The sequence below is a fragment of the Nocardiopsis lambiniae genome (assembly GCF_031845465.1).
GTDB lineage: Bacteria > Actinomycetota > Actinomycetes > Streptosporangiales > Streptosporangiaceae > Nocardiopsis > Nocardiopsis lambiniae.
Genome location: NZ_JAVREP010000001.1, coordinates 680,552 through 704,843 on the forward strand (window position 1 = coordinate 680,552; position 24,292 = coordinate 704,843).

At 71.7% G+C, this 24,292-nt stretch carries 20 protein-coding genes; 10 read left to right on the plus strand and 10 right to left on the minus strand.

Annotated elements, in window-relative coordinates; translation table 11 throughout:
- Positions 1-286: 286 nt before the first annotated feature.
- Both RM479_RS03045 and RM479_RS03050 read right to left on the minus strand, forming a co-directional pair.
- On the minus strand, positions 287-475 hold the full coding sequence (locus RM479_RS03045) for a DUF397 domain-containing protein (RefSeq protein ID WP_311510161.1): 189 nt from the start codon (positions 473-475) through the stop codon (positions 287-289).
- Positions 476-484: 9 nt separating this feature from the next.
- On the minus strand, positions 485-1,321 hold the full coding sequence (locus RM479_RS03050) for a helix-turn-helix domain-containing protein (RefSeq protein ID WP_311510162.1): 837 nt from the start codon (positions 1,319-1,321) through the stop codon (positions 485-487).
- Positions 1,322-1,522: 201 nt separating this feature from the next.
- Here RM479_RS03050 and RM479_RS03055 point away from each other — a divergent pair, with 201 nt between their 5' ends.
- Genes RM479_RS03055 through RM479_RS03065 form a run of 3 tightly spaced genes read left to right on the plus strand, consistent with a single transcriptional unit; the run spans position 1,523 to position 2,639 of the window.
- On the plus strand, positions 1,523-2,041 hold the full coding sequence (locus tag RM479_RS03055) for a hypothetical protein (protein ID WP_311510163.1): 519 nt from the start codon (positions 1,523-1,525) through the stop codon (positions 2,039-2,041).
- On the plus strand, positions 2,041-2,259 hold the full coding sequence (locus RM479_RS03060; RefSeq protein ID WP_311510164.1) for a hypothetical protein: 219 nt from the start codon (positions 2,041-2,043) through the stop codon (positions 2,257-2,259). Before RM479_RS03055 ends, RM479_RS03060 begins: the two co-directional genes overlap by 1 nt.
- Positions 2,256-2,639, plus strand: coding sequence for a hypothetical protein (locus RM479_RS03065; RefSeq protein ID WP_311510165.1), 384 nt, complete (start codon positions 2,256-2,258; stop codon positions 2,637-2,639). Before RM479_RS03060 ends, RM479_RS03065 begins: the two co-directional genes overlap by 4 nt.
- A gap of 63 nt (positions 2,640-2,702) precedes the next feature.
- On the opposite strand, the gene RM479_RS03070 is transcribed toward RM479_RS03065, so the two are convergent.
- The gene (locus RM479_RS03070; RefSeq protein ID WP_311510166.1) at positions 2,703-6,389 is read right to left on the minus strand and encodes a CDP-glycerol glycerophosphotransferase family protein; all 3,687 of its coding nucleotides are present in this window, start codon (positions 6,387-6,389) and stop codon (positions 2,703-2,705) included.
- Between the two features lie 351 nt (positions 6,390-6,740).
- Between RM479_RS03070 and RM479_RS03075 the strand changes: the two genes are divergently transcribed.
- From RM479_RS03075 to RM479_RS03090, 4 genes are all read left to right on the plus strand, one after another.
- Positions 6,741-7,112 carry a DUF6703 family protein gene (locus RM479_RS03075; protein WP_311510167.1) on the plus strand — a complete coding sequence of 124 codons (372 nt, stop codon included), beginning with the start codon at positions 6,741-6,743 and terminating at the stop codon, positions 7,110-7,112.
- 62 nt (positions 7,113-7,174) lie between these two features.
- Positions 7,175-8,011 (plus strand): metal ABC transporter ATP-binding protein, encoded by an 837-nt coding sequence (locus RM479_RS03080; RefSeq protein WP_311510168.1) that lies wholly within the window; start codon positions 7,175-7,177, stop codon positions 8,009-8,011.
- Complete coding sequence (locus RM479_RS03085) at positions 8,004-8,906, plus strand: metal ABC transporter permease (RefSeq protein WP_311510169.1); 903 nt, start codon at positions 8,004-8,006, stop codon at positions 8,904-8,906. Before RM479_RS03080 ends, RM479_RS03085 begins: the two co-directional genes overlap by 8 nt.
- Entirely contained in the window at positions 8,903-9,286 is a 384-nt protein-coding gene (locus RM479_RS03090; RefSeq protein WP_274807676.1) for a Fur family transcriptional regulator, read from the plus strand. Before RM479_RS03085 ends, RM479_RS03090 begins: the two co-directional genes overlap by 4 nt.
- Positions 9,287-9,417: 131 nt before the next feature.
- Here RM479_RS03090 and RM479_RS03095 read toward each other — a convergent pair whose 3' ends face one another.
- From RM479_RS03095 to recO, 4 genes are all read right to left on the minus strand, one after another.
- Positions 9,418-10,236 (minus strand): SGNH/GDSL hydrolase family protein, encoded by an 819-nt coding sequence (locus tag RM479_RS03095; protein ID WP_311510170.1) that lies wholly within the window; start codon positions 10,234-10,236, stop codon positions 9,418-9,420.
- A gap of 102 nt (positions 10,237-10,338) precedes the next feature.
- A complete protein-coding gene (locus RM479_RS03100; protein ID WP_311510171.1) occupies positions 10,339-11,136 on the minus strand; it encodes an SGNH/GDSL hydrolase family protein in 798 nt (265 codons plus the stop codon).
- Positions 11,136-11,960 carry an isoprenyl transferase gene (locus RM479_RS03105; RefSeq protein ID WP_311510172.1) on the minus strand — a complete coding sequence of 275 codons (825 nt, stop codon included), beginning with the start codon at positions 11,958-11,960 and terminating at the stop codon, positions 11,136-11,138. The genes RM479_RS03100 and RM479_RS03105 overlap by 1 nt, the downstream gene beginning before the upstream one ends.
- Positions 11,957-12,688 carry a DNA repair protein RecO gene (gene recO / locus RM479_RS03110; protein ID WP_311510173.1) on the minus strand — a complete coding sequence of 244 codons (732 nt, stop codon included), beginning with the start codon at positions 12,686-12,688 and terminating at the stop codon, positions 11,957-11,959. The genes RM479_RS03105 and recO overlap by 4 nt, the downstream gene beginning before the upstream one ends.
- A gap of 328 nt (positions 12,689-13,016) precedes the next feature.
- On the opposite strand from recO, the gene RM479_RS03115 reads away from it, so the two are divergent.
- Positions 13,017-13,877, plus strand: coding sequence for a CAP domain-containing protein (locus tag RM479_RS03115; RefSeq protein ID WP_311510174.1), 861 nt, complete (start codon positions 13,017-13,019; stop codon positions 13,875-13,877).
- A gap of 357 nt (positions 13,878-14,234) precedes the next feature.
- Here the strand turns inward: RM479_RS03115 and RM479_RS03120 are convergent, their stop codons facing one another.
- Positions 14,235-16,433, minus strand: coding sequence for a hypothetical protein (locus tag RM479_RS03120; RefSeq protein ID WP_311510175.1), 2,199 nt, complete (start codon positions 16,431-16,433; stop codon positions 14,235-14,237).
- Between the two features lie 123 nt (positions 16,434-16,556).
- Between RM479_RS03120 and RM479_RS03125 the strand changes: the two genes are divergently transcribed.
- Positions 16,557-17,270 (plus strand): DUF2625 family protein, encoded by a 714-nt coding sequence (locus RM479_RS03125; protein ID WP_311510176.1) that lies wholly within the window; start codon positions 16,557-16,559, stop codon positions 17,268-17,270.
- Between the two features lie 47 nt (positions 17,271-17,317).
- Here the strand turns inward: RM479_RS03125 and leuA are convergent, their stop codons facing one another.
- The gene (leuA, locus tag RM479_RS03130) at positions 17,318-19,018 is read right to left on the minus strand and encodes a 2-isopropylmalate synthase (protein WP_311510177.1); all 1,701 of its coding nucleotides are present in this window, start codon (positions 19,016-19,018) and stop codon (positions 17,318-17,320) included.
- Between the two features lie 675 nt (positions 19,019-19,693).
- Positions 19,694-20,758: an alkene reductase gene (locus tag RM479_RS03135; protein WP_311510178.1), complete on the minus strand. Its 1,065-nt coding sequence runs from the start codon at positions 20,756-20,758 to the stop codon at positions 19,694-19,696.
- Between the two features lie 164 nt (positions 20,759-20,922).
- On the opposite strand from RM479_RS03135, the gene RM479_RS03140 reads away from it, so the two are divergent.
- Positions 20,923-24,204: an AfsR/SARP family transcriptional regulator gene (locus tag RM479_RS03140; RefSeq protein WP_311510179.1), complete on the plus strand. Its 3,282-nt coding sequence runs from the start codon at positions 20,923-20,925 to the stop codon at positions 24,202-24,204.
- Positions 24,205-24,292 lie beyond the last annotated feature (88 nt).

Consider the following 24,292-nt stretch of genomic DNA (forward strand, 5'->3'; position numbering starts at 1 on the left):
TCTTCGTGTGTTCTGCCGGGGAAATCACCGCCGCGTCCTCCTTCAGCGAGATCGCTGACCGCCCACCGCCGAAAGCGGGGCGGAGACCTCATCTTTACCGTCCCGCATCTTCGTCTTGTACGAGATCACCCGCGAATGGTGGCCTTGAGCAGAGCGATGCACTCGACGGGCGCAGTGAAGGCGAGGTGCGGCTGCCACCTCCGGGGTACAGCGAGCGCGGCCGAGTACTCAGGTAGGCGAAGAGGCCCCGGGGAGGGATACCCCGGGGTCTCTCCGATGTCCGCTCCTACCCGCGGCGAACGGCGCCCAGGAGCGCTCCCCACTCCCGGCCGGTCAGCAGGAAGTATCCGTCATCGGGGTTCTGGGAGTCGCGAACCGCGGCGTCACCACCGGGCACGTCGGCGACCTCGACGCAGTTGTTCGGGTTGCTGTAGCTCGACTTGCGGAAAACGAGCTGGTCGGTGGATGAGTACATCGGGTGTTCCTAGCTGATCAGGGACCGTAGGTGAGCGGCAACGCCGTCCGGGTCCATGGACTTCGACACGAGCAGGTCGAAGATTCTGCGGTAGCGGTCCACCTGGGGCCGCTTATCCAGGTACAAGCCATCTTCGTCCGCTTCAAGGAACACGGCGTCCTGCTCTGGGTTCTCGTACTTGAGAATGGTGAACGGGCCTCCCATCCCCGGATGGAGACCGGATCTGCCAAGAACCTGGATCGTGATCGAGTTCGGGGCTTCGGCCAGGTCGGCCAGGTGCTCCAGCTGGGCCCGGCACAACTCCGGGTCGGAGGCCTTCAACAGGTCCAAGGCGTGCTGGTCGATGATCGCCCACATATCCACCGGGGTCGGGCGATCGAACAACACCTGCTGGCGGCGCATACGAGCCTCGACGACCCGCTCGACCTCGGCCGGTTCCCGGATGAGGGTGGCATGAGTGATCGCCGCGGCGTACTCCGGGGTCTGGAGCAGTCCCGGCACATACTGGAGCTCGAACACCCGCAGTCCCACCACTCCGGCCTCCAGGCTGGTGTAGTCGCTGGTGAGCACGTCGTCGTACTGGCTCCACCAGCCGCGTTTGCGGGACTGGCGGGTCAGTTCCAGGATCGTCTCCCGCTCTCGGGTGTCGCCGACCTTGTAGACGTCGAGCAGCAAACGGATGTCACTGACCGCCGGACGCTTCGAGCGGCCGGTCTCGATGTTCGAGATTTTCGTACTCGACCATTCGAGTTCGTCGGCGACCTGTTCGATGGTCATGTCCGCGGCGAGCCGCTTTGCGCGGATTTGCGCTGATAGCTGGCGCCTCGCTACGGGTGCGCTGCTCACATCGACCTCCTTGTGACCTGCCGCTGATGGTATCGCCGCTCGACTTGAACCGGACATTTCGCAACTCCCTATCACGATGATACGAAACACCGTATCTTAAAAAGGGACTTGCGATTCGAAACTTTTAAATCCAGTATGGATCCCGTACTCATCCACTGCCGCCCTCATCCGGCGGCGACCCCTGACCGGAGGTGTGCGCGTATGGCGCGATACCGCTACCTGAACCGCTCCGAACCCGTGGCCGCCCGCCGGCCGGCCTCCGAGGCCCTGCGATGGCGACGGCCCCGCAGCGCGGCCCGGGCCCGTACGTACGTCACCCGCCCGGCGCGGGACATGGCTCCGCTGACGCTGGTGGTGCGTCAGTGGATCTCCCAGAACACCCCGCCCGAGACTCCGACCCCGATCTCGCCCTCGCTCCCGGTTCCGCGCAGGGTCGGCGGCACGGGTTCCACCCGACCCCGGGCTCCAGAGCCCCGTACCGGCCCGGAGTTCTCCGCCGCCCTGGCGTCCCGGCCGCGTATCCAGGCCCTGCGCGAGGGCACCCGCTCCCGTACCCGGCCGGGGTCCCCCACGGCCGCGAGCAGGGCGGCGGCGCGGTTGCGGGCGCGCACGGCAGCGTTCCGGAACACCGACCACCTGATCGCCGACCGGGACGGGTTGTGGAAGGACGCCATGGCCGCCGCCCGCATCCTGAAGTGGGACCTGGGGAGGGCGGCCTGATGCGCCGGGTCTGCGACATCCGCGAGTTCCCCTCGATCCGGACCCTCGGGTTCTGGGCGCACGACCACGACGTTCCGCTGCGCTACCTCGGGCCGACGCTGGAGGGCCGCGCGGTGTACGCGGCCACGCACGGGTGCACCACCCGGGTCGCGGTCACCTCCGGACGCGACCCCCACCCCCTCCCGCTGGTCTGGCGCAGCCCCCTGGAGGTTCTGTGACCACCGAACCCACGACCCCGGACCCGAGGATGCGGATGCTGGACGACCTCATCCACGGCCGCTGGGTCCTCACCCTGGAACCCACTCCCGACGGCGGCACCGAGGTGGTCGCCTACCGGCCCCTCGGCTGGACCGGACCGAACCCGCACGAGCGCCTGGCCGCACCCGACCACGCCGCCCTGCGGGACCTGTTGGCCCGCCGCCACACCGCCGAGGCGACCGACATCGCGGAGCGGGACGTGGACGAGCCCGACCACGACCCGGCCGACGACCCCGTCCCGGACGATCTCACCGAGGAGGAGAGGAACGCCGTCCGCCGTCAGGGCGAGTTCCTCGCCTGGCGGCGCTCGGTCCTGGACGACCCGACCGACGACACCTGACCGGGACGAAGCAGACCGGGGCGGCGGGCCCGCGCCCGCCGCCCCGGTCGGCCCGTCAGTCCGTCAGTCCGTGCCGAAGACCCGGTCGACGACCCGGCGGGCGGCGCCGCCGTCGTCCAGCGGGCAGAACCGCTCCACGAACGCCCGGTAGGCGCCCGCACTGTCGCGGGCGACGTCGTCGATCCCGCGCAGGGCCTCGATGACCTGGTCGGACTCCATCAGCAGCGGCCCTGGCGCGGTCTCCTCGAAGTCGAAGTAGAACCCGCGCAGGTTGTCCCGGTACCCCTCCAGGTCGTAGGTGAAGAAGAGCATGGGCCGGCCGGTGTTGGCGAAGTCGAACATCATCGACGAGTAGTCGGTGATGAGGACGTCGGTGATCAGGAACAGCTCCATGATCTCCGGGTACAGCGACACGTCGTACACGAAGTCCCGGCCGACGATGGGCACGCTGTCCACCACGCGCGGGTGGCGGCGCACCAGCAGCACGTGGTCCTTGCCGAGTTCGTCGTACAGGCGCTGTAGGTCCAGGTGCAGGTCCAGCTTGTGCTTGCCGCGCGTGTAGTACTTGTCGTCGCGCCAGGTCGGCGCGTACAGCACCACCTTCTTGTCGGCGGGCAGGCCGAGCCGGGCGCGGGTGCGTTCGGCGATGGCGTCCCGTTCCGGCGCGAAGAACACGTCGTTGCGCGGGTAACCGGTCTCCAGGACCTCGCCCTCGAACCGGAAGGCGCTGCGCAGGATGGGGGTCGCCCACGGGCTCGGGGACACCAGGTAGTCCCACTGCCGGGTCTCCCAGGCCAGTTTGTCGAAGTAGTCCCGGGACTTGCCGCGGATGTTCTCCACGTCGAATCCGATGCGCTTGAGCATCGATCCGTGCCAGGTCTGGACGACGGTCTGGTCGGGGTGGCGGTGGAACCACGCCGGCTGGCGGGAGTTGGTGACCAGGTACCGGGTGCGGGCCAGGCCCTCGTAGTACTCCCGGCCCCGGTGCCGGACGCGGGTGAGGTCGTCGGGCAGGCTCACCTGACCGTCGGCGACCAGCCACGACATGGGGCGGTCGGCCCAACTCGCCCGGCGACGCAGCTCGGCGTAGATGCTCTGCGGGCTGTCGGAGTACTGGCGGCCGGTGTAGGTGTCGAAGAGGACGCCGTCGACGATCGGTTCGAGGCGCTGGGCGGGGTAGAAGCGCTCGCGCAGCTCGCGCTGGGCGAACGTGCCCTGTTCCGCGGGGCGCAGATCGCTGCCCACCTGGAGGACCGGGATGCCCCTTCCCTGGTAGGAGAGGGTGTAGGAGCGCTCGGAGGTCTGCATCACCAGGGGCAGCGCGGCGAGGAGGGCCTCGGCGAACTCCACGCCGACGTCGACCGCCTCCGCGGAGTCCTCGGATCCCACGCGCGCCCACAGCTGGTAGGCGCCGGCGGCCAGGGACAGGTCACCGGACAGGGTCCGGATGTCGGCGGGGGCGAACCGGGCGGTGAAACGGTCTCCCGATCGCTCCACGGTCAGCGCGTGCTCCTCGTCACGGCCGCGCGCCTTGGCGACCAGGGCGAGGTCGGCGGCGGCCCGGAAGGCACCGGACAGCACCAGGTGGCGTCCCTCCCAGCGGGCCTCCTCGACGGAGGGGCGGGCGTGACCGGCGCGCAGGCTCAGGTGTCCGGTGGCCGAGCGGAGCACGGCCAGCTCTCGATGGCCGCTCTCGTCGGCGTAGGCGGCGGGGGCGACGTCGTCGGGCAGGACCGGGGCGAGGGGCGCCCCGTCCGGGCCGACCAGGTGGACGTCCCACTCCTCCTGGCGGATGACGCCGCCGCATTCGGTGACACTGTGCGCGAACAGCTCCGAGGCCGCGATCCGGCCCTCGAAACGGCCGCCCTCGACGGTGAGCGGCAGGGAGAGCACGGCGGTGCCCGGTCGGCGGGTCAGCCGCAGTTCGGCGGCCTCGGTGGCGGGGGCGGAGAGCGCCTCACCGCGGATCTCCAGTACGCCGCCGCGGTCGTCGAAGCGGTGTGCGGTGATCCGGGCCCGGCAGGGCTCGATGCCGATGACCAGCTGGTGGTCCCGGTTCCAGTACGGACGGATCCACACGTCCTCGTCGACCTGTCGGTAGCCGGGTCGCCTGGCCGGGCCGGGGACCGGGTTGGAGACGATCCGCCGCCGGTTGATGCCCCGGTTGAGGACGGACAGCTCGATCCTCCAGTCCGATGCGTCCCAGCGGCCGGAGTCGCGCAGCCGACGGGGGTCGACGATGACGGTGAAGCCGCCGTAGTCGTGACGGGCGGCGTCGAGGACGTCGGGCAGCCGGTACTCGGCGGCGAGCCGGATCCGCACGGGCAGACGGACCCGGCGGCGGCCGTCGGAGCGTACGGCGAAGGCGGTGACGTGCTGGTGCCAGCGACGGTGGGCGCGCAGGTGGCGGATGCCCAGGCGACCGCGGATGTGCAGGCGGCCGTCCTCCCAGGAGATCTCCTCGGTCTTCTGGCGGACCTTGACGTCCTCGTCGATGCGGTAGATCTCGCGGGGGACGGCCTTGGCCGGGTCGTCGGATTCGAAGAAGGGGTAGCGGATGTAGTAGCCGAACCCGCGTCGGACCAGGGTGGCCTTCTTCAGCTCGACGCTCTTGGCGAAGGTGGTCACCTCCAGCACGTCCTCGACGCGGTGTTCGCGGACCAGGTGGTACAGGAGGCGGTCCAGCACGCCCAGGTCGTGGATCAGGGCCGCCGGGACGTGGTCGAGGTAGGTGTCGAGGAGACCGATCGCGGTGACGCGGATCGCCTCGTCGGCCTCGTCGAGCCGCATCAGGAGCCGGCGCAGCTCACCCTGGAGGAGGGTGGTGTCCCACAACCGGCGGTCGTGGACGGCCAGGTCCTCGGAGAGGCGGGTCATGGCGGCCAGACGGCGGGTGAGCGTCTCCTCGTCCAGGGGCAGCGCGGTCCGTTCGCGGCGGCGCATGAGCAGGACCGGTCCGGGCAGGACGTCCACGGTGCGGGCGGACAGCACGGCACGGCGCAGCCCGAGGTCGGCGTCGTCGGGGTGCAGGCCGTGGTCGGTGAGCGAGTCCCAGAGTTCGCGGCTCCAGAGCCTGTTGCCCAGGGTCCCGTCCGAGAGCAGGCCGGGGATGTTCCGGGGGTCCTCGGCCAGGCGTGGGTGACCGCAGTATCCACGGTGTCGTTTGGAGGGGGCGGCACCGAGTTCGTCGAACATGTACACGTTGCCGACGACGAGGTCGGAGCGGCTGTCGAGGGCGTGGCGCATGAGGTAGGACAGCGCGTAGCCGGTGAGGGCGTCCGAGCCTTCGAGGAAGAGCAGATGGGTGCCGTGGGCCGCGGCGGCGCCGCGGGCCCGGGCGGCGGGGGCGTCCGGGGCGGGGTCTCCGGACAGGAGGGTGACGGTGAGCCCGGCGGGGGGCGCGGCGGCGAAGGCTGCGGCGACGGCGAGGGCGTCCTCCGACTCGGCGACGGCCTCGTCCCCCTGGTCGTTCTCTTCTCCCGGCGGGGTGGTGGAGCCCGCTTCGGCCTCGGCCTCCTCCTCGTCGAGGGCGCCCTCGGCACCGAGGTCGGCGTCGCCGTCCTCCGGCCGTTCGACCATGGTCTCGGGGGCGGTGCGGATGGGAACGAGGACGACCTCGATCCCGCCGCCCTCGTCGGACGCGGAAGCCCGGTTCCCCGGCGTTCCGTCCTGACGGGCCAAGGAGTCGAGGCAGTGCTGCAGATGGGGTTCGGTGACGTCGAACGTCACGACGACTGTCGGTTCGGGCACGGAAGTTGACACCCTCCGGAGGGTTCGCGGCCGCGGACGACGTGCGGGACCCGACAGGCGCGGTTCACGCGTGGACGACACGGCGGTGAAGACTTTTCGTATTCATATTCTCACCCTTGGTGAGCGATCTCTCTGTGGAGAGGCCCACTCCGGGGGATGGGGAGGGCGCGGGGCCGGTCTGAGTCGACGTCGGCGGCGCGCCCGGGCCCTGCGTTAGGGTTTCGATCCACAAGTATCACAGGCTCGGGGTGCGGTCGCTCCGTGCGGGTATCGGTCGTGTGACGACGGCGAACGGCTCACCCGCCCCGGCCGTCGGTACGGTGACGACCCCCAGGAGCGGAACGGACGCCCATGACCCCTCCCCTGCACGGTGGCGAACAGTCGAGCGAGGACGGGGGACGCCCCCTCCCCCCTGGTGAATCCCTGTACACCCCCGGCGCGGGCCCGCTGCGGCGCGCCGTGGAGCGGCGCAGCGCGGTGCCCCTGGTGTGGCTGCACCGGGCGCCGCGCTGGTTCTCCCCCCTGATGCTGGGGGTGTTGTTCATCACCGGCCTGCTGGCGCCCGGGGTGGCGGGCGCGTTGTGCCTGGCGCCGGTGGCGCTCTTCCTGGCCTGGCTGGCGTATCTGGCGTGGCCCGGCATGGACCCGCGCCGACGGGTCCCCCGGGTGTTGGTGGTGGTCGTGATCACGGTGCTCGCCGTGGCACGTTTCCTGGGTTTTTGAGCCGGTCGCACACGAAACCCGAGGGTTTTGACAATCATTTTCGTTTTCGTGATAATGGGGTCGTGCACGCCCAGATCAAGGACGCCGACGTCCCACCAGCCTTCGAGGTCACCGACGCCCGCGTCGCCTACGACGGTGTCCCCGTCCTGGACGGGGTGAACGTCGGGATACCCCGGGGTCGGACCGTCGCCGTCCTGGGGCCGAACGGATCGGGCAAGTCCACGCTCGTGCGCGCGATGCTCGGCATCGTGCCCCTCACCTCAGGCGGGATCCGCGTCCACGGCACGCCGCTGTCGCGGTTCCGCGACTGGCGTCGGATCGGTTACGTCCCCCAGCGCCTCACCGCGGGCGGGGCCGTGCCCGCCACGGTGCGCGAGATCGTCTCCTCCGGGCAGGTCGCCGCGCGCCGACGGTTCTCCCTGCCCACCCGAGCCGACCGGGCCGCCGTCGACGAGGCGCTGGCCGCCGTCGATCTGACCGATCTGGCCAAGGCCTCGGTACGGGAGCTCTCGGGCGGCCAGCAGCAGCGCGTGCTCATCGCCCGCGCCCTGGCCGGGCGTCCCGACACCTTCGTCATGGACGAGCCCATGGCCGGGGTCGACGCCGAGAACCAGCGCGCGCTCGCCCGTATCATCGCCCGCCTGCGCGAGCGGGACGCCACCGTCATCCTGGTCCTGCACGAACTGGGGCCGTTGGAGGAGTTCATCGAACGCACCGTGGCCCTGGAGTCGGGCCGGATCGTGCACGATGGCGCCCCGCTCCTGCCGACCGGCGAGTGCGCCCGCCCCGGCCACGAGCACCAGCACCCCCACCCCGACCCCAACGACCCCGACCCGCGGGCCGCCGAGCGCCCCTCCCCCGCGGACCTGATGAGACTTGAGGTACCCGGCCGTGATTGACCTTCTCCAGTACGAATTCATGCGGCGGGCCCTGCTGGCCGCGGTACTGGTCGGCCTGATCGCCCCGGTCATCGGCACGTACCTCGTCCAACGACGGTTGGCGCTGCTGGGCGACGGGATCGGGCACGTCGCCCTGACCGGGGTGGCGCTGGGCCTGCTCACCGGCACCTCTCCGGTGCTCACCGCCGCACTGGTGTCGATGGTCGGCGCCGTGCTCATCGAGGTGATGCGGGTGCGCACCCGCACCACGGGTGACGCGGCCCTGGCCCTGCTGTTCTACGGGGGCATCGCGGGCGGTGTGCTCCTCATCGGGTTGACCCCCGGCGCGAACAACTCCACCCTGACCGCGTTCCTGTTCGGTTCGGTGAGCACCGTGAGCGAGGAGGACCTGTGGGTGGTGGCGGTGCTCGCGCTGGGTGTGGCCGCCGTCGTGGCCGTGTTCGGCCGTGAACTGTTCGTCCTGTGCCAGGACGAGGAGGTGGCCAGGGCGCACGGGTTGCCGGTGCGTTTCCTGAGCGTCCTGCTCGCCGTCACCGCGGCGTTGACCGTGGTGATCGCGATGCGCGTGGTGGGGTTGCTCATGGTGAGCGCCCTCATGATCGTGCCGGTGGTCGCCGCCCAGCAGCTCACCCGCAGCTTCCGGGTGACGATGGCGCTGGCCGTGGTGATCGGACTGCTGTCCTCGTTGGGCGGCCTGAGTGTCGCGGCCCAGGTCGATCTGGCCCCGGGCGCCACGATCGTGCTGCTGGCACTGGCCGTCTTCGTGGTGGCCGTGGGGGTGGGCGGCGTGCTGCGCCGTGCCTCCGGCCGCAGGGCCGCGGTCTCCCGACCCACCGTGATGGCCGGCGCGGTCGGTACGATGCCCGAGAGCGATCGAGGGAGGGTGAGCCGATGAGTACGACACGACGTGAGGCGGTCCGTCAGGCGCTGAACGCGTCCGCCGGTTTCCGCAGTGCCCAGGACCTGTACGCGGACCTGCGCGCCGACGGTTCCAAGATCGGGCTGACCACCGTCTACCGAGCCCTACAGGCGTTGAGCGATTCCGGTGAGATCGACGTGCTGCGCACCGACGACGGCGAGGCCGTCTACCGCGCCTGCGACAGCGGGAGTCACCATCACCACCTGGTGTGCCGGGTGTGCTCTACCGCCGTCGAGGTGGAGGGGCCGACCGTGGAACGCTGGGCCGCGGAGATGGGTGAGGCGCACGGGTTCACCGACGTCACCCACAGCGTGGAGATCTTCGGTACCTGCGCCTCCTGCTCCCGGCTCTCCTGAGAGGGCCCGGTGCGGGTGTGCCGGGAGGATGATCGATCCCGGTGAGGCCGCCGGGCGGGGCCGCCCCACCGGGGATCCGGCGGCGGTCCCGCCGCCGGATCATCTCGATCATCCGTTGGGAGTCGGGCCCCTCAGTGGTCGGGGCGCAGCGGCTCCAGGGCCGGGCGCTTGGGGCTGACGTCGTCTCCGGAGGAGCGTCCGGTCAGCCGGCGGTGGATCCACGGCATCAGGAACTCCCGGGCCCAGTACAGGTCCTCCTGGCGGGCGGCGCGCCAGTCCCGGGGCTCGGCGGGCGGCCAGGGCTCGTTCCAGTCGCCTTCGAGGGGGACGCCGAGCACCTCGCACACGCGCAGCGCCAACCGGCGGTGGCCTTCGGGGGACAGGTGGAGCCGGTCCCAGTTCCAGGCGCGGGGATCGTCGAGGATCCGCATGCTCCACACGTCCACCACGTCGCAGCCGTACCGGTCGGCGATGGCGCGCATGTGCATGTTGTAGGTGGCGATCTTGCCGCGCAGGTGGCGCATGACCGGCTGCCAGTTGGTGTCGAACCCGGTGAAGACGACGACGCGCGCGCCGGTGCCCGCGAGCCCCGCGATCGCCTCCTCGAAGAGGGCGGCCACCGCGTCGGGGTCCGAACCGGGACGGATGATGTCGTTGCCGCCGGCGCAGATGGTGATGAGGTCGGGGGAGAGCTCGACGGCGCGGGGCAGTTGCTCTTCGAGGATCTGTCCGATGAGCCTGCCGCGCACGGCGAGATTGGCGTAGCGCACCTCGCCGACGTGGTCGGTGAGGTGTTCGGCCACGCGATCGGCCCACCCGCGATAGCGACCGTTGGGCACGCTGTCGCTGTCGGGGTAGGGGTCGCTCATGCCCTCGGTGAAACTGTCACCGAGGGCCACGTAGGACAGGATGTCCCTGTCGGTGAGGTCATTCGTCCCAAAGCCGCTCATGGTCAGTGATCATGCAACTCCGCGCCATGGTTACGCGACAGTAGGTTGCTGATTCGTCCACTTTTGGGTTGGACGTCACACCATGAGCGGCTTCGGACAGGCTCACCGGTCCTTGGTCAGCGTGGTCAGCTCGGGACGCTTGGCGGTGATGGCGTCACCCGAGGAACGCCCGGTCAGACGACGTCCGATCCACGGTCCCAGAGACTCCTTGACCCAGGTCAGGTCCTCCCTCAGGAGCTGGGCCCGGGCCATCGGCTCCGACTCCGGCCAGGGCTCGTCCCAGCGTTCGTCGACCGGAACGCCGATCACCTCCGCGACCCGCAGCGCCAGTCGGCGGTGTCCCTCCGGGGACATGTGCAACCGGTCGGCGTCCCAGGCGCGGGAGTCGGTCAGCACCTTCATCGACCACTGGTCGACCAGAAGGCAGTCGTGGGCGTCGGCGATGGCGCGCACGTTCATGTAGTAACGGGCGAACAGGCCGATCGTGCCGCGCATGTACCCGTTGGCGACGTTCACACCGGTGAAGAGCACCACCCGCGAGCCGCGCTCGCGCAGCCGGGCGACCGTGTGCTCCAGGATCTTCGCCATCCGCTCCGGGTCACCGGCCGGGCGCAACAGGTCGTTGCCGCCGGCGCAGAGCGTGACCAGGTCGGGTCCCATCTCCAGGACCGGCGGGAGCTGGTCGGTGACGATCTGGCGCATCAGCTTGCCGCGCACGGCCAGGTTGGCGTACCGGACCTCTCCCAGGTGGTCGGCCAGGTGCTCGGCCACCCGGTCCGCCCAGCCGCGGAAGCCCGAACCGTCCGGGTAGGGGTCGCCGACCCCCTCGGTGAAGCTGTCACCGATCGAGACCAGGGACATGCCGGGCCGGAGCGGGGATCCCTCCGTGGAAACCGCCATCACTCCTCATCCTCCTTGGGCACCGGGTTGGGCTCGGCCCCGCCGTAGCGGCGGTCCCGACGCGCGTAGATCTCACAGGCCCGCCAGAGGTCACGGCGGTCGAAATCGGGCCAGAGCGTGTCCAGGAAGACGAATTCCGCGTAGGCGGACTGCCACAGGAGGAAGTTGGACAGCCGTTGCTCACCCGAGGAACGGAGGAACAGGTCCACCGGGGGGATCTCCGGCGAGTACAGGTGCTGCGTGAGGGTCTCCTCGGTGATCTTCTCCGGGGAGATCTCACCCGCGGCGGCCTTGCGGGCCACGGCGCGAACGGCGTCGACGATCTCGGCCTGACCGCCGTAGTTGACGCAGAACTGAAGGGTGAGCGCGGTGTTGTCGCGGGTCATCTCCTCCGCGTCGCGCAGCTCCTTGATGACGCTCTTCCAGAGCATGCCGGAGCGACCGGCCCAGGTCACCCGCACCCCGCGCGCGTGCAGCTCGTCGCGGCGGCGGCGGATGACATCGCGGTTGAAGCCCATGAGGAAGCGCACCTCCTCGGGGGAGCGCTTCCAGTTCTCCGTGGAGAAGGCGTACGCCGACAGGTTCGGGATGCCCATCTCCAGGGCACCCTCGATGACGTCGAAGAGGGACGCCTCGCCGGCCTTGTGGCCGTCGGTGCGCGGCAGGCCGCGCTGTTTGGCCCAACGGCCGTTGCCGTCCATGACCACGGCCACGTGTCGGGGCACCAGGTCGGCGGGGAGTGCGGGCGGACGCACCCCGCTCGGGTGCGGGACGGGCGCTGTGTACTCCCGGCGGTTACCGGTGTCGAAGCTGAACAGACTCAAGAACGCTCCACATGGCGCAGTGATCGGATTCCGTTTTCCAGGTGCCACTGTAGGTAGGCCGCGACCAGGCCGCTGCACTCGGACCGGTGCTGCGGGTCGCTGGTGTCCGCGGCCGTCCAATCCCCGCCGAGCAGTGACGACATGAGGCGGATCGTGTCGGGTGAGGGGTGCACGCTGCCGTGGGGGCGGCACACCGAGCACACCGTTCCACCGGCGTGGATCGCGAAGGAGCGGTGCTCCCCCCGGCCGCCGCACCGGGCGCACTCGGACAGGGCCGGGGCGTACCCGGCCACCGCCAGGGAGCGCAGCAGGTAGGCGTCCAGGACCAGCCGGGCGTCGTGGGTGCCCTCCCCCAGGGTACGCAGCGCGCCGAGGAGCAGGAGGAACTGGCGCAGGGCCGGGTCCTTCTCGACGGCGACGACCTTCTCGGCCGTCTCCAGCATGGCCGTGGCGGCCGTGTAGCGGGCGTAGTCGGTGACGATCGCCTCACCGTAGGCGCGCACGGTCTCGGCCTGGGTGACGACGTCCAAGGTGCGCCCGGAGTGGAGCTGGAGGTCGACGTGGGTGCAGGGTTCCAGCCGGGCGCCGAACCGCGACCGGGTGCGCCGCACGCCCTTGCCCACGGCCCTGACGAGGCCGTGGCGTCGGGTCAGGAGGGTGATGATGCGATCGGCCTCGCCCAGCTTCTGGTTGCGCAGGACGACGCCCTCGTCACGGTAGAGGCTCACTCCCCCATTGTCGCGGATGCCGGTGACCGTCCTCGCGCCCGACCTGACCGCATACGCCGGACGCGCACCCTCTTGACCAGGTTGATTACGTTTTGGATTCCCTTTTCGAGATATTTGGTCTACTCTCACGCGCTAGACGTCACTCGTCGGGTCCGCCGCCTTTCCCCCGCGGCATCACCGGCGTCGCCACGCCGGCGTGCGGCCTTCCGGCACCCGGCCGACGAGAAGTCACGTTGCCATGGGCGAGCGCAGAGCCGCCCGAGGGTACGAACCCCGACTCGGGCGGTCGAGAACGCCCGTTCCAGTCCATTTCCAGAGGAGATCGATCATGGCGCGTGGTCGTCGCGGCACACGACGAACGAGCACCCGGCGCCCCCGGCGCAGGCGATCGGTGCCCTTCTTCGTCACGTTGGCGGCGGTCCCGGTCGGGTTGACCCTGGCCGGAACGCTGCTGGTCACGGGGGCCGGAGAGGAACTGAACCCGTTCCGCAACACCGCGGACGGGTCCGCGGTGCCCGACGGGTCGACCTCGTCCGTCTCCGCGGACCCGCCCGTCCCGGACGCCTCCGAAGAGGACGACTTCTTCGTGACGCCCGGCGATGACGCACCGATCCCGGTGCCCTCACCGGCCGGGGACAACGAACCGCAGAGCGCCGACGTCACCGCGTCGTCATCACCCGAGGACTCCGAGGGCGAGGGGGCGGACGGAAACCGCGGTGAGAGCGCCGGCGGCGGCTCGGGCGGATCCGGCGGCAGCGGTTCCGGTGGCTCCGGGGGATCGGGCGGCTCCGGCGGGGGCGGCGGCGGTGGCACGGGTGCCGCCGCCGGTGTCACCGACGAGGTCGTGCGCCTGGTCAACGCCGAACGCGCCGGCGCCGGATGCGGCGCTCTGCGCGTGGACTCGCGACTCACCGGCGCCGCGCAGGAGCACAGCGAGGACATGGACCGGCGGAACTACATGAGCCACCAGAGCCCCGATGGCGAGGGCCCCGGTGAGCGGGCCGCCCGCCACGGCTACAACGCGTGGGGGGCCGAGAACGTCGCCAAGGGGCAGACCAGCGCCGCGCAGGTGATGGACGCCTGGATGAACAGCGAGGGCCACCGCGCCAACATCCTCAACTGCGGGCTGAAGGCGATCGGTGTCGGCGAGTCCGGCAACGCCTGGACCCAGAAGTTCGGCTGGGAGTGAGTCCACACGCATACGGCGAAGGGCCGCACCCCGCGGGGTGCGGCCCTTCGGCGTATCGATGAGGAGGGTGGGAGCGCTGAACCGTTAGCAGCGGAGCCCTCCGAAGAGGGTTAGAAGGAAGCACCCCCGGTGCCTCGGGTACCGCGTGGGCGGAGAGTGCGACGACTGGGTCCGTGAGAGTTACGAGAAGGAAGTCGTCGCGGTGCCGCCCGGCCGAGCCCGCAAGGAGCCCGACCGGTGGGGCGGAGAGTGGACCGGCTGCGACTTTCCTTAAGAGAGAAAAAAGAGAAGGAAGCCGGTTCGGAGCCGCCCTGTCCGCAACGTTAGCGAGCAGGGCGGCCGGATGTCACCGGGTTTTCAGGACACCGGCTCGGGTTCGGGACCGGTGTCGGGGAGCAGCGAGGCCAGCGCCGGCAGGGTGATCGCCTCCACGCCCTCCGGCAGCCCCTCCGGGAGCTCCGTGCCGACGTAACCCACCCGCAGCCCCTCCGCCTCCTCCTGCGTGAGCGGACCCGCCTCGCGCACCCGGACACCGCGTTCGGCCATCAGGTCGACCAGGTCGCCGACGGTCAGGTACCGCCGCGACAGCACCCCCCGGGCCAGCAGGCTCCCCGGGACCCCGGTCTCCTCGACCCGGTTGAACTGCTCGTCCGCCGCCAGGAACAGGTGCATCCAGCGGGCCGACCAGGTCCCGTCCTCCCCCTTGGCGAAGGCCAGCGGCACCAGTACCCGCGACTCCCCCTCCAGGTCGGAGCGGACCCGGACGGTGCGCGGCTCGAACGGCATCCCCTGCTGCACGGTGTCCAGCGACAGGTAGCCGAAGAACGCCTCGGGCAGGAAGGTGAACCGGTCGCCGCTGTACACCAGCACCTGGGGCACCACGTACCGCACCTTCGGGTCCAGCGCGGCGAGCTCCAGATCGATCATCTCGGTGGCGCCGCCGGGCGCCGGGGCCTCCACCAGGTCGCCGGAGTGCACGACCCCGGTGCTCTGGAGGTTGGTCCAGGAGACCTGTCCGACGGGGGCGAAGTCCGCACCGAGCAGCATCACCGACAGGTCCAGGTCGGTAGTGGTGTCCGGGCCGTCGGCCCAGTGCACGAAGAAGCGCAGCCGCTCTCCCTCCACCGCCGTGACGCTGCCGCGCGGCAGCACCCCCAGCCCCTTCGAGGTTCCACGGCCCGAACGCGGGACCGCCACGCCCCGCACCGCCGGGTCGACCAGCAGCAGGTCCACGTCGGGCAGGCGGCGGGCGATCAGCGCGTCCAGGGCGGCGGTCACCGCGGCCGTGTCGGCCTCGGGCAGCGGCGGCCGGGTGTCCGCGACCGTCCAGCCGCGGGCGGTCTCGTTGGCGAACAGCCGCACCGAGCCGGGCAGGCTCCGGTTGGCGAGCTGTTCGCGGGCCGAGGCCAGCACCCGGCCGGCCACCCGGTGGCCGACCGCGTTCAGGTGTTCGACCAGCAGGCCGGTGACGGCGGGGCCGCCCGCGACCATGATCCGGTCCAGGGACCGGACCAGGGTTCCGGGCGCCCCGGCCAGCAGGTGGACGGCGGCCGGGACGTCACCGGCGCCGAACGCGGCCTCCACCCGGGCGGCGAGGGTGTGCACGCGCTTGTCGCCCCGGGCCACGGCGAACACGTCGCGGGCGTGGCCCAGCGCCGGGTACTCGTGCGGGTGCAGCCCCTCGCCCAGGCGCTTCCAGCCCTGGACCCGGCGGCCCACATCGGCCAGCTTGCCGGGGTCGGCGGCGACGACGCCGTCCAGCGCGGTGAGCAGCAGGCGGCGTTCGCGCCGGGTGAAGGAGCGCAGGCGCTCGGGCTCCACCAGGGTGGGGTCGCCGCCGGACAGGGCCTGGGCCAGGCGCAGGACGTCCGTGACGGTGTCGAGTACGGGCGGCAGCCCGGCTCGGACGCGGGCGGCGTTGACCACGGCGCGGTTCTCCCGGACGGGGATCGCGGGCGGCTCGTGGTCGGGGCACGCGGCGGCCAGGCGGCCCAGCAGGTCGCGGTCGGCGTCGGCGAGCGGCACGGTGGATCCGGCCAGGTCGGTGTAGAGCCGGCGGGTCTCCTCCTCCAACGTTCCGCCCAGGTGCAACAGGGTCCACCGGTCCTCGGCCCCGGCGACGAAGGCGTCGCGGACGGCCGCGAGCTCGGCGTAGGTGTGCCGGAGGCGTCCGTAGGCGGGCAGGGAGAGCAGGTCCAGGCCGTCGGGGTCCGAAACCACCGCGTCCCGGTGGGCCGGGTCGGTGACCGCGGAGACCAGGCACTCCAGCCAGAAGTCCACGGTGCCGGGGACGTTCTCGGGGAAGTCGGTGAAGTACACGTTGTGCTCGGCCGCGGCGCCGACGAGTTCGCGGACGGCGGCGAGCAGGGGGGCCGCGGTGCGCAGCACCGCGTCGGGGGCCAGTCCCTCCAGGTGGGTGCGCAGGTCCGCGGTGAGCGCGAACCCGAGGGACAGCAGCGCGGCGTCCAGCCGCCGCACCGCGGCCGTGCCGTCGCCGGGCCCGGCCGCCGGGAGGGGGACCCGCAGGGTCCGCTGGATGATCTCGGTGTGCACCATGCCCGGAATGGTCCCATCGCGGGAATCCCGCCCGCCAGGGATTTTCCCGCCCCCGGGCGAGGTGTCCGGGGGCGGTACTAGGGTGAGCGGCACCGCGGCGAACAGATGGGTGGGAGGGTACGGGTGCGCGAACTCAGTGAGCTGGTCGAGGTGGAACGGCCCGGTTGGCCGGTGGTGATCGAACACCTGGAACGCGCGCGGTTGCCGGTGCGCGCGCTGCCCGGCGACCCGGACAGGGGGCGGACCTGCCTGCACCGGTTGCAGATCACGGCGCGTTCGTTCCTCGGCGCGATGGCGCTGGAGAGCGGCGGCCTGCTCGTGGACGACGGATGGTTGCGGGTGTACGGGGGCGGCGGCCCGGAGCTGCCCGGTCTGGGCGAGGTGAACGACCTGAGCGCCGCGGTGGTGCACGGGCCCCCGGTGCGCCTGATCGTGGGGCACGACGTGCTGGGCGGGATCTTCGCGCTCAACGGCCCCGGTTGCGAGGACGACCGGTATCCGGGGCGCCCCGGGGAGATGGTGTACTTCGCCCCCGACTCCCTGGCGTGGGAACCGCTGGAGGCCGCCTACTCCTCGTGGCTGCCGTGGATGCTGGAGGAGCACAACCTGGAGAACTTCTACGCCGATCTGCGCTGGCCCGGGTGGCGGGAGTCGGTGGCGGGGTTGACGCCGGACCAGGGGTTGGCGGCGTCCCCGCCCCTGTGGACGAAGGAGGCCGCGCGGAACCCGGCGGCGGTCTCCCGGCGGCCGGTGCCGTTCGGCGAGCTGGTGGCGCTGCACCGGGAGTTCCGCACCGGGATGGACGGGGCCGACCCCGGCCCGTTCGGGACCCTGTGACAGGCGTGGGGCCCGCGGCGTCGCCGCGGGCCCCACGTCGGATCGTGTCAGGCGCGACCGATGGCGCTGCACAGGGCGCGCAGCGACGCGGTGGTGATGCTGCTGTGGATGCCCACGCCCCACACCACCCGGCCCTCGATCTCGGCCTCGACGTAGGCGGCGGCGCGGGCGTCGCCGTCGGCACCCATGGAGTGCTCCACGTAGTCCATGACCCGGACCTTGACGTCGACGTCGGTCAGGGCGTCGCAGAACGCGGAGATGGGGCCGTTGCCGGTGCCGACCAGTTCGCGGATCTCGCCGTTGACGCGGGCGTCGGCCTCGATCCGGTAGGTGCCGTCGGCGTCGGTGGAGGACCGGTGCGCCAGGACCGCGACCGGGCCCCGGTCGGTCAGGTAGGTGTCGGAGAAGATCTCCCAGATGCGGTCGCCGGAGAACTCGCCGCCCTCGGCGTCGGTGTACTTCTGGATGGCCTGGGAGAACTCGATCTGCAGGCGGCGGGGCAGGTCCAGGGAGTGGTCGCGCTGCATGATGTAGGAGACGCCGCCCTTGCCGGACTGGCTGTTGACCCGGATGACGGCCTCGTAGTTGCGGCCGACGTCCTTGGGGTCGATGGGCAGGTAGGGCACGTCCCAGCCGTACGCGTCCACGGGGACCCCGGCGGCCTCGGCGTCGGCCTCCAGTGCGGCGAAGCCCTTCTTGATGGCGTCCTGGTGGGAGCCGGAGAAGGCGGTGTAGACCAGGTCGCCGCCGTAGGGGTGGCGGGGGGCGACGGGCAGCTGGGTGCAGTGCTCGACGGTCCGGCGGATCTCGTCGATGTCCGAGAAGTCGATCTTGGGGTCGACGCCCTGGCTGAACAGGTTCAGGCCCAGGGTCACCAGGCAGACGTTGCCGGTGCGCTCGCCGTGACCGAACAGGCAGCCCTCGACTCGGTCGGCGCCGGCCATGACGGCCAGTTCCGCCGAGGCGACACCGGTACCGCGGTCGTTGTGGGGGTGCACCGACACCACCACGTGCTCGCGACGCGACAGGTTGCGGCTCATCCACTCGATCTGGTCGGCGTAGACGTTGGGGGTGGAGCGTTCGACGGTGGCCGGCAGGTTCAGGATGATCTCCCGACCCGGACCGGGGTTCCACACGTCCATGACGGCCTCGCAGACCTCCAGGGCGAAGTCCGGCTCGGTGTCGATGAAGATCTCGGGGGAGTACTCGTAGCCGAAGTACTCGGTGTCGCCCAGGTACCGCTCGGCGAAGCGCATGACGTGGCGGGTGCCCTCGACGGCGATGGCCTTGCAGGCCTCACGGTCCACCTTGAACACGACGCGGCGGAAGGTGGGCGCGGTGGCGTTGTACAGGTGCACGGTGGAGCGCCGGGCGCCGATCAGGCTCTGTACGGTGCGCTCGATCAGGTCCTCGCGGGCCTGGGTCAGGACCGAGATCTGGACGTCGTCGGGGATCAGGCCGTCCTCGATCAGGGACCGGACGAAGTCGAAGTCGGTCTGGCTGGCGGCGGGGAAGCCGACCTCGATCTCCTTGTAGCCCATCTTCACCAGCAGCTGGAACATCTCGCGCTTGCGGGCGGGGTCCATGGGCTCGATCAGGGCCTGATTGCCGTCGCGCAGGTCCGTGGACAGCCAGCGGGGCGCCTCGGTGATGGTCTTGGACGGCCAGGTGCGATCGGGCAGATCGATCGACTCGAAGGGCGCGTAGCGCTGGAACGGCATGGGGGAGGTCTGCTGCTGGGGCACCATCTGGTGGCTCCTAGGAATCGCGGTGCGTGGTCAATGGCCGACCGTGGACAAGCCGAAGCCCCGCGGCGAGGGAGCCGACCCGTACTAACGACCCCCGCCGCGGCCGCTAAGAAGGAGCAGCTCGCACAGCATGATGGGGGCCACGCTAGCAGACGGCCCGGAAATGCTGGTACTCCCCGTCCACATGATGGGATGCGTCTCACGTGACCTGCGCTTCCTTGAACACGGGGATGTCCGGGATTCATCCGCCCCTCGCCATCGATATCTCGTTTTCGAGAAAACCGATACCTCGACTTCGAGATACAAAGGAGAGGTCTGTACCATTGACCCGAACCCTTCAGTGCTAGGGGGGTCGTTCGAATCCCGCCGGGGGACCCAGGGTGCGGCCAACACCCGAGGCCGCCGTCGCGCCGCGCCGTGTACACGTAAGCCGCGGACGACGGCAGCGCCTGTCCCCCGGCGGGATTTCTCCTTTCCCGCCCGTCGACGTCCACCTCGGCGCTCACTCGACCCCGGGTCCGTTCACTCGGGAGGCGACCCGGCCCGGGACACCGACCGACGTCGATGAGGAGGCTCCGGCCGAGGCCGAGAAGGTCGCGGTCGGCACCGCTCTCCGGGAACGGTCCACCGCCCGCGTCCCGGCCGACGAGGACGCGGGCGGCGGACCGTTCGGCGTCAGGCGCTCTGGAGGTGCGGGTAGTCGGTGTACCCGGAGTGGTCGCCGCCGTAGAAGGTCGCGGCGTCCGGCTCGTTGAGCGGGGCGCCCGCGCGCAGGCGGACGTCCAGGTCGGGGTTGGCCAGCCAGGCCGCGCCCAGGGCCACCGCGTCGGCGCCCCGCCCCAGGGCCGTGTCCGCGCCCGACAGGTCCAGCCCCGTCGCCGGGTTGACGACCAGGGTCCCCTCCCACAGCTCGCGGACCAGCGGCGTGTGCTCGGCGCCACCGATCTGCGCGGTGTGCAGGAAGGCCAGGTCGGAACGGTGGCGCAACCCTTCCAGCAGGGCCGTGTACTGCTCGACCGGGTCACTCTGGACGATGCCGTTGTAGCCGTTCGACGGCGAGATGCGCAGGGCGGTGCGGTCGGCTCCGATGGTGTCGGCCACCGCGTCCACCACCTCGATCGCGAACCGGGAACGGCGCTCGGCGTCGCCCCCGTACTCGTCGTCCCGGAGGTTCGACCCGTCCGCGAGGAACTGGTTGATCAGGTAGCCGTTGGCCCCGTGCAGCTCCACCCCGTCGAAACCGGCGGCGATCGCGTTGCCGGCGGCCACGGCGAAGTCGTCCACGACCTCCTGGATCTCCGCGACGGTCAGCTCCCGGGGCACCGGGTGCGGGACCATGCCCGAGCCGTCGAACAGCGACTCGCCCGAGGCGACCGGGGACGGGCCCACCGGCAGGCCACCGTCCGGGTACAGGGACGGGTGGCCGATGCGGCCGGCGTGCATGATCTGCGCGAAGACGAGCCCGCCCCGCTCGTGGACGGCGCCGGTGACGGCCTTCCACGCCTCCACCTGCTCGGGCCCGTGCAGACCGGGGGTGTCGATGTAGCCCTGGCCGCGCACGTTCGGCTGGACGCCCTCGGTGATGATCAGTCCGGCGGTCGCCCGCTGGGCGTAGTACTCGGCGACGAGCGCGTCCGGGCGTCCGCCGTAGGCGCGCGAACGGGTCATCGGGGCCATGAACAGACGGTTGGCCGCCTCGTACCGACCGATCTTCGTCGGCTGGAACAGGGACTCGTTCACGGTGGTCCTCCGGGGTTCTCTGTGGTGAGGGCCGTGCCCTCGGGAACACTCGGAACCTAGGACGGAGCGCCGTCCGTCCCCTTGCCGCGCGCTGTCCGCCCGCTGTCGTGACCCGGCTCTCACCCGAAGACCGGGTCCGAGGGGCCGCGTATAGGCTTTCCGGCATGCGATTCGGGGTGCTGGGGCCGTTGGCCGTGTGGACCGACGAGGGCACGACCGTGCGCGTGCCGGGTGCCAAGGTGCGCGCCCTGGCGGCCCTGCTGCTCGCCCACCGTGACGAGGCCGTATCGGTCGACCGGCTGGTCGACGAGCTGTGGGACGCCCCTCCCCCGGATCCGGCGGGCGCGGTGCAGACCGCGGTGTCCCGCCTGCGCGGCGCCCTGGACCGGGCCGAGCCCGGCTACCGCGTCCGGGTGGCGTCGGGCCCGTCCGGCTACCGGCTGCGGGTGGACGCCGACGACGTGGACGCGGGCCGGTTCGAGGTCCTGATCGCCGCGGCCCGCGCCGCCGAGGCCCCCAGGGAACGGGTGCGGATCCTGAACGAGGCGTTGGCGCTGTGGCGGGGCCCGGCCCTGGCCGATCACGCCGACGCCCCCTTCGCCGCGGCGCCCCTGGCCCGGTGGGAGGAGATGCGGCTGGCCGCCCTGGAGGACCGCGTCCGGGCCAGGTTGGACCTGGGCGAGGGCCCCGAACTGGTCGCCGAACTCGGTGAGCTGGTGCGCGAGCACCCCGTCCGGGAGCGGCTGCGGGCGGCGCACATGCTCGCCCTGTACCGCGCGGGCCGCCAGGGCGAGGCGTTGGAGAGCCACCGGAGGCTGCGGGAGTCGCTGGCCGAGGAGCTCGGCGTGGACCCGGGGCCGGAGATCACCCGGCTGTACGAGGACATCCTCGCCCAGTCCCCCGCCCTGACCCCGGCCGCTCCGCCTCGGGCGGCGACGGAGCACCACCCCCACGTCGTGGCGACCGGGACGACGACGCCCTCCGGGCGGTCCCGGGGTTCGGTCCCCGCTCCCGTCACCGATGTGGTGGGACGGGACGCCTGTGTCGCCGAGGTACGCCGGAACCTCACCGAGTCACGGCTGACCACACTGCTCGGCCCCGGCGGGGTCGGCAAGACCACCATGGCCCTGGCCTCGGTCGGCGTCGAGGACGGCCGGTTCGGCCCCGTGTGGTTCGTGGAGCTCTCGGGGCGCGACGGCGACGCCGGTGACGGGGTGGCCGACGACGTCGCCGCCGTACTGGGCATCCACGACGAGACCCCCCGCATGGGGTCGGCCCGGCCGATGACCGCCCGCATCGCCGAGTCCCTCGGGCAGGAGCCGGCCCTGCTGGTCCTGGACAACTGCGAGCACCTGATCGCGCCGGTGGCGGACCTGGTGACCCGGCTGCTGGGGGCCGCGCCGGGGCTGCGCGTGCTGACCACCAGCCGCGAACCGCTGGGGATCCCGGGTGAGCGTCTGCACCGGGTGGAGCCCTTGGGGCTGCCCACCGGATCCTCTCCCGAGGAGGTGGCCGCGTCCGACGCCGCGACCCTGTTCGTGCGTCGGGCGGCGGCCTCGGTGCCCGGTTTCGCGGTGGACGGGTCCAACGCCGAAGCGGTGGCCGCGATCTGTAGGCACCTCGACGGGCTTCCGCTGGCCTTGGAACTGGCCGCCGCCCGGGTGCGGTCCCTGGGGGTGCACCGATTGGCCGACCGCCTGCACGACAGGTTCCGGGTGTTGGGCACCGGCGGTTACGACCGCAGGCGCACCCTGTGGGAGACGGTCGACTGGAGCTGGCGGTTGTTGACCGGGGCCGAGCGCGCCGTGCTGCGCCGGCTCTCGGTTCCGACGTGCCTGTTCACCCTGGAGACGGCGGAGGTGGTCGCCGCCGACCCGGACGGGGAGCCCGCGGTGACGGCGGCCGACGTCGCCGGGATCCTCGCCGGGCTGGTGGACCGGTCGCTGATCGCGGTGGAGCGGGGCGGTACCCGGTACCGCCTGTTGGAGACGATCCGCGCCTACGCCGGGGAACGGTCGGTGGCCGCCGGGGAGGAGGACCGGACGCGGTACCGGTACGCACGGCACATCGCCGGGGGTTCGGGACGCGGTGAGGCGCGGGACTTCACCCTGGACCCGCACCCGACCGAGTCCGACCTGCGGGCGGTCGACGTGCGCACGGCGATCGAGTGGGCCGCGGACCACGGGCACGCGGACATCGCGCTGCGCATCGCGGCCTACCACGGCTGGTTCTGGTACCTGAGCGGACGGTACCGGGAGGGGTACCGGCTGCTGTCGCGGGCGTTGGCGGCCGAGGGGACGGCCGCGCCCGCCGATCGGGCCGAGGCCCTGTTGTGGCACGCCGCGCTGGGCGTCACCGAGTGCGCGGAACAGGGCGCGCCCGAGTCCGCGCTCGCGACGGTCCGGCTCACCGAACGGCTGACCGACCCCCGCGCGGCGGCGCGCGCGGAGGCCCTGCTGGTGTTCATGGCCCCCTTCGCCGACCCGGATCGAGGAGAGGGCTCCTCGGTCGACGACCGGCTGGCCGTGGCGCTTCGGGTGTTCGAGACGACCGACGAACCGTGGTGGACCGCGTTCTCGCTTCACCTGCGCGGATGGCGGGCGCTGCGTCGCAGCGACCTGCGCGCCGCCCGCCACGACGCCGCCCGGAGCCTGGCCCTGTTCTCGCGGACCGGTGAACCGTGGGGGGCGGCCCGGGCGAACAGCCTGTTGGGGGTGGTCGCGGGCATCGAGGGCGCCTACGCGGAGGCCGCGCACCGCCACGGACTCGCCCTGGAGCACGCCGAACGCCTGGGACTGTGGCCGACGGTCGTGGACGAGCTGGGCCGGCTGGCCCGGGTGCACATGCTGACCGGGGATCTGCGCACCTCCAACGAGTACAACCTGCGGGCCCTGAGGATCGCGGCCGAGCAGGCGTTCCACGCGGGACGGCGGTTCAGCGTCGGCGGTCTGGGGATGACCGCCCGCCGCCGGGGCGACCTCGACCTCGCGGAGGAGTACATGAACGAGGTGCTGGCCACCCATCGCATGGACGGATACCGGCCGGGGACCGCGTTCGCGTTGGCCGAACTGGGGTTCGCCGCCGAGTTGCGCGGGGACGCCGGTGAAGCCCGTGACCTGCACCTTCAGGGACTGGGGGACGCACGACAGACCGGGGATCCGCGTGCGGTGGCGCTGGCCCTGGAAGGTCTGGCGGGCGCCGCGGCCCTGGCGGGCGACGGGCGGTCCGCGGCGCGTTTGGTGGGTGCCGCGGAGCGGGCCAGGGAGGAGGCGGGGGTGCCGATGCCCGAGGCCGAACGCTTCGACGTGGACCGGATCCTGAACGCCGCGCGCGCCCTGCTGGGCGGGGAGGCGACGGAGCGGGCCGAGGCCGAGGGGCGCGCCCTGTCGCTGGAGGCGGCGATCGCCCTGGCCCTGGCTCCCGCCCGGGAACCTCAGCCCCGGTAGGCGGCCGGCCGGATGTGGCCGGGTGGGGACGGGGTACCCGCGGTGGGAGGACCGGATCCGGCGGGCGCGAAGTGGGGATTCGCCGCTT

Excerpts from the sequence above, each read along its gene's own strand:
- RM479_RS03115 (WP_311510174.1), top strand. The coding sequence starts at position 13,017 with ATGGCGCGTGGTCGTCGCGGCACACGACGAACGAGCACCCGGCGCCCC.
- RM479_RS03090 (WP_274807676.1), top strand. The coding sequence starts at position 8,903 with ATGAGTACGACACGACGTGAGGCGGTCCGTCAGGCGCTGAACGCGTCC.
- RM479_RS03055 (WP_311510163.1), top strand. The coding sequence starts at position 1,523 with ATGGCGCGATACCGCTACCTGAACCGCTCCGAACCCGTGGCCGCCCGC.
- RM479_RS03100 (WP_311510171.1), bottom strand. The coding sequence starts at position 11,136 with ATGGCGGTTTCCACGGAGGGATCCCCGCTCCGGCCCGGCATGTCCCTG.
- RM479_RS03045 (WP_311510161.1), bottom strand. The coding sequence starts at position 475 with ATGTACTCATCCACCGACCAGCTCGTTTTCCGCAAGTCGAGCTACAGC.
- RM479_RS03120 (WP_311510175.1), bottom strand. The coding sequence starts at position 16,433 with ATGGTGCACACCGAGATCATCCAGCGGACCCTGCGGGTCCCCCTCCCG.
- RM479_RS03075 (WP_311510167.1), top strand. The coding sequence starts at position 6,741 with ATGACCCCTCCCCTGCACGGTGGCGAACAGTCGAGCGAGGACGGGGGA.
- RM479_RS03140 (WP_311510179.1), top strand. The coding sequence starts at position 20,923 with ATGCGATTCGGGGTGCTGGGGCCGTTGGCCGTGTGGACCGACGAGGGC.
- RM479_RS03060 (WP_311510164.1), top strand. The coding sequence starts at position 2,041 with ATGCGCCGGGTCTGCGACATCCGCGAGTTCCCCTCGATCCGGACCCTC.
- leuA (WP_311510177.1), bottom strand. The coding sequence starts at position 19,018 with ATGGTGCCCCAGCAGCAGACCTCCCCCATGCCGTTCCAGCGCTACGCG.
- RM479_RS03095 (WP_311510170.1), bottom strand. The coding sequence starts at position 10,236 with ATGAGCGGCTTTGGGACGAATGACCTCACCGACAGGGACATCCTGTCC.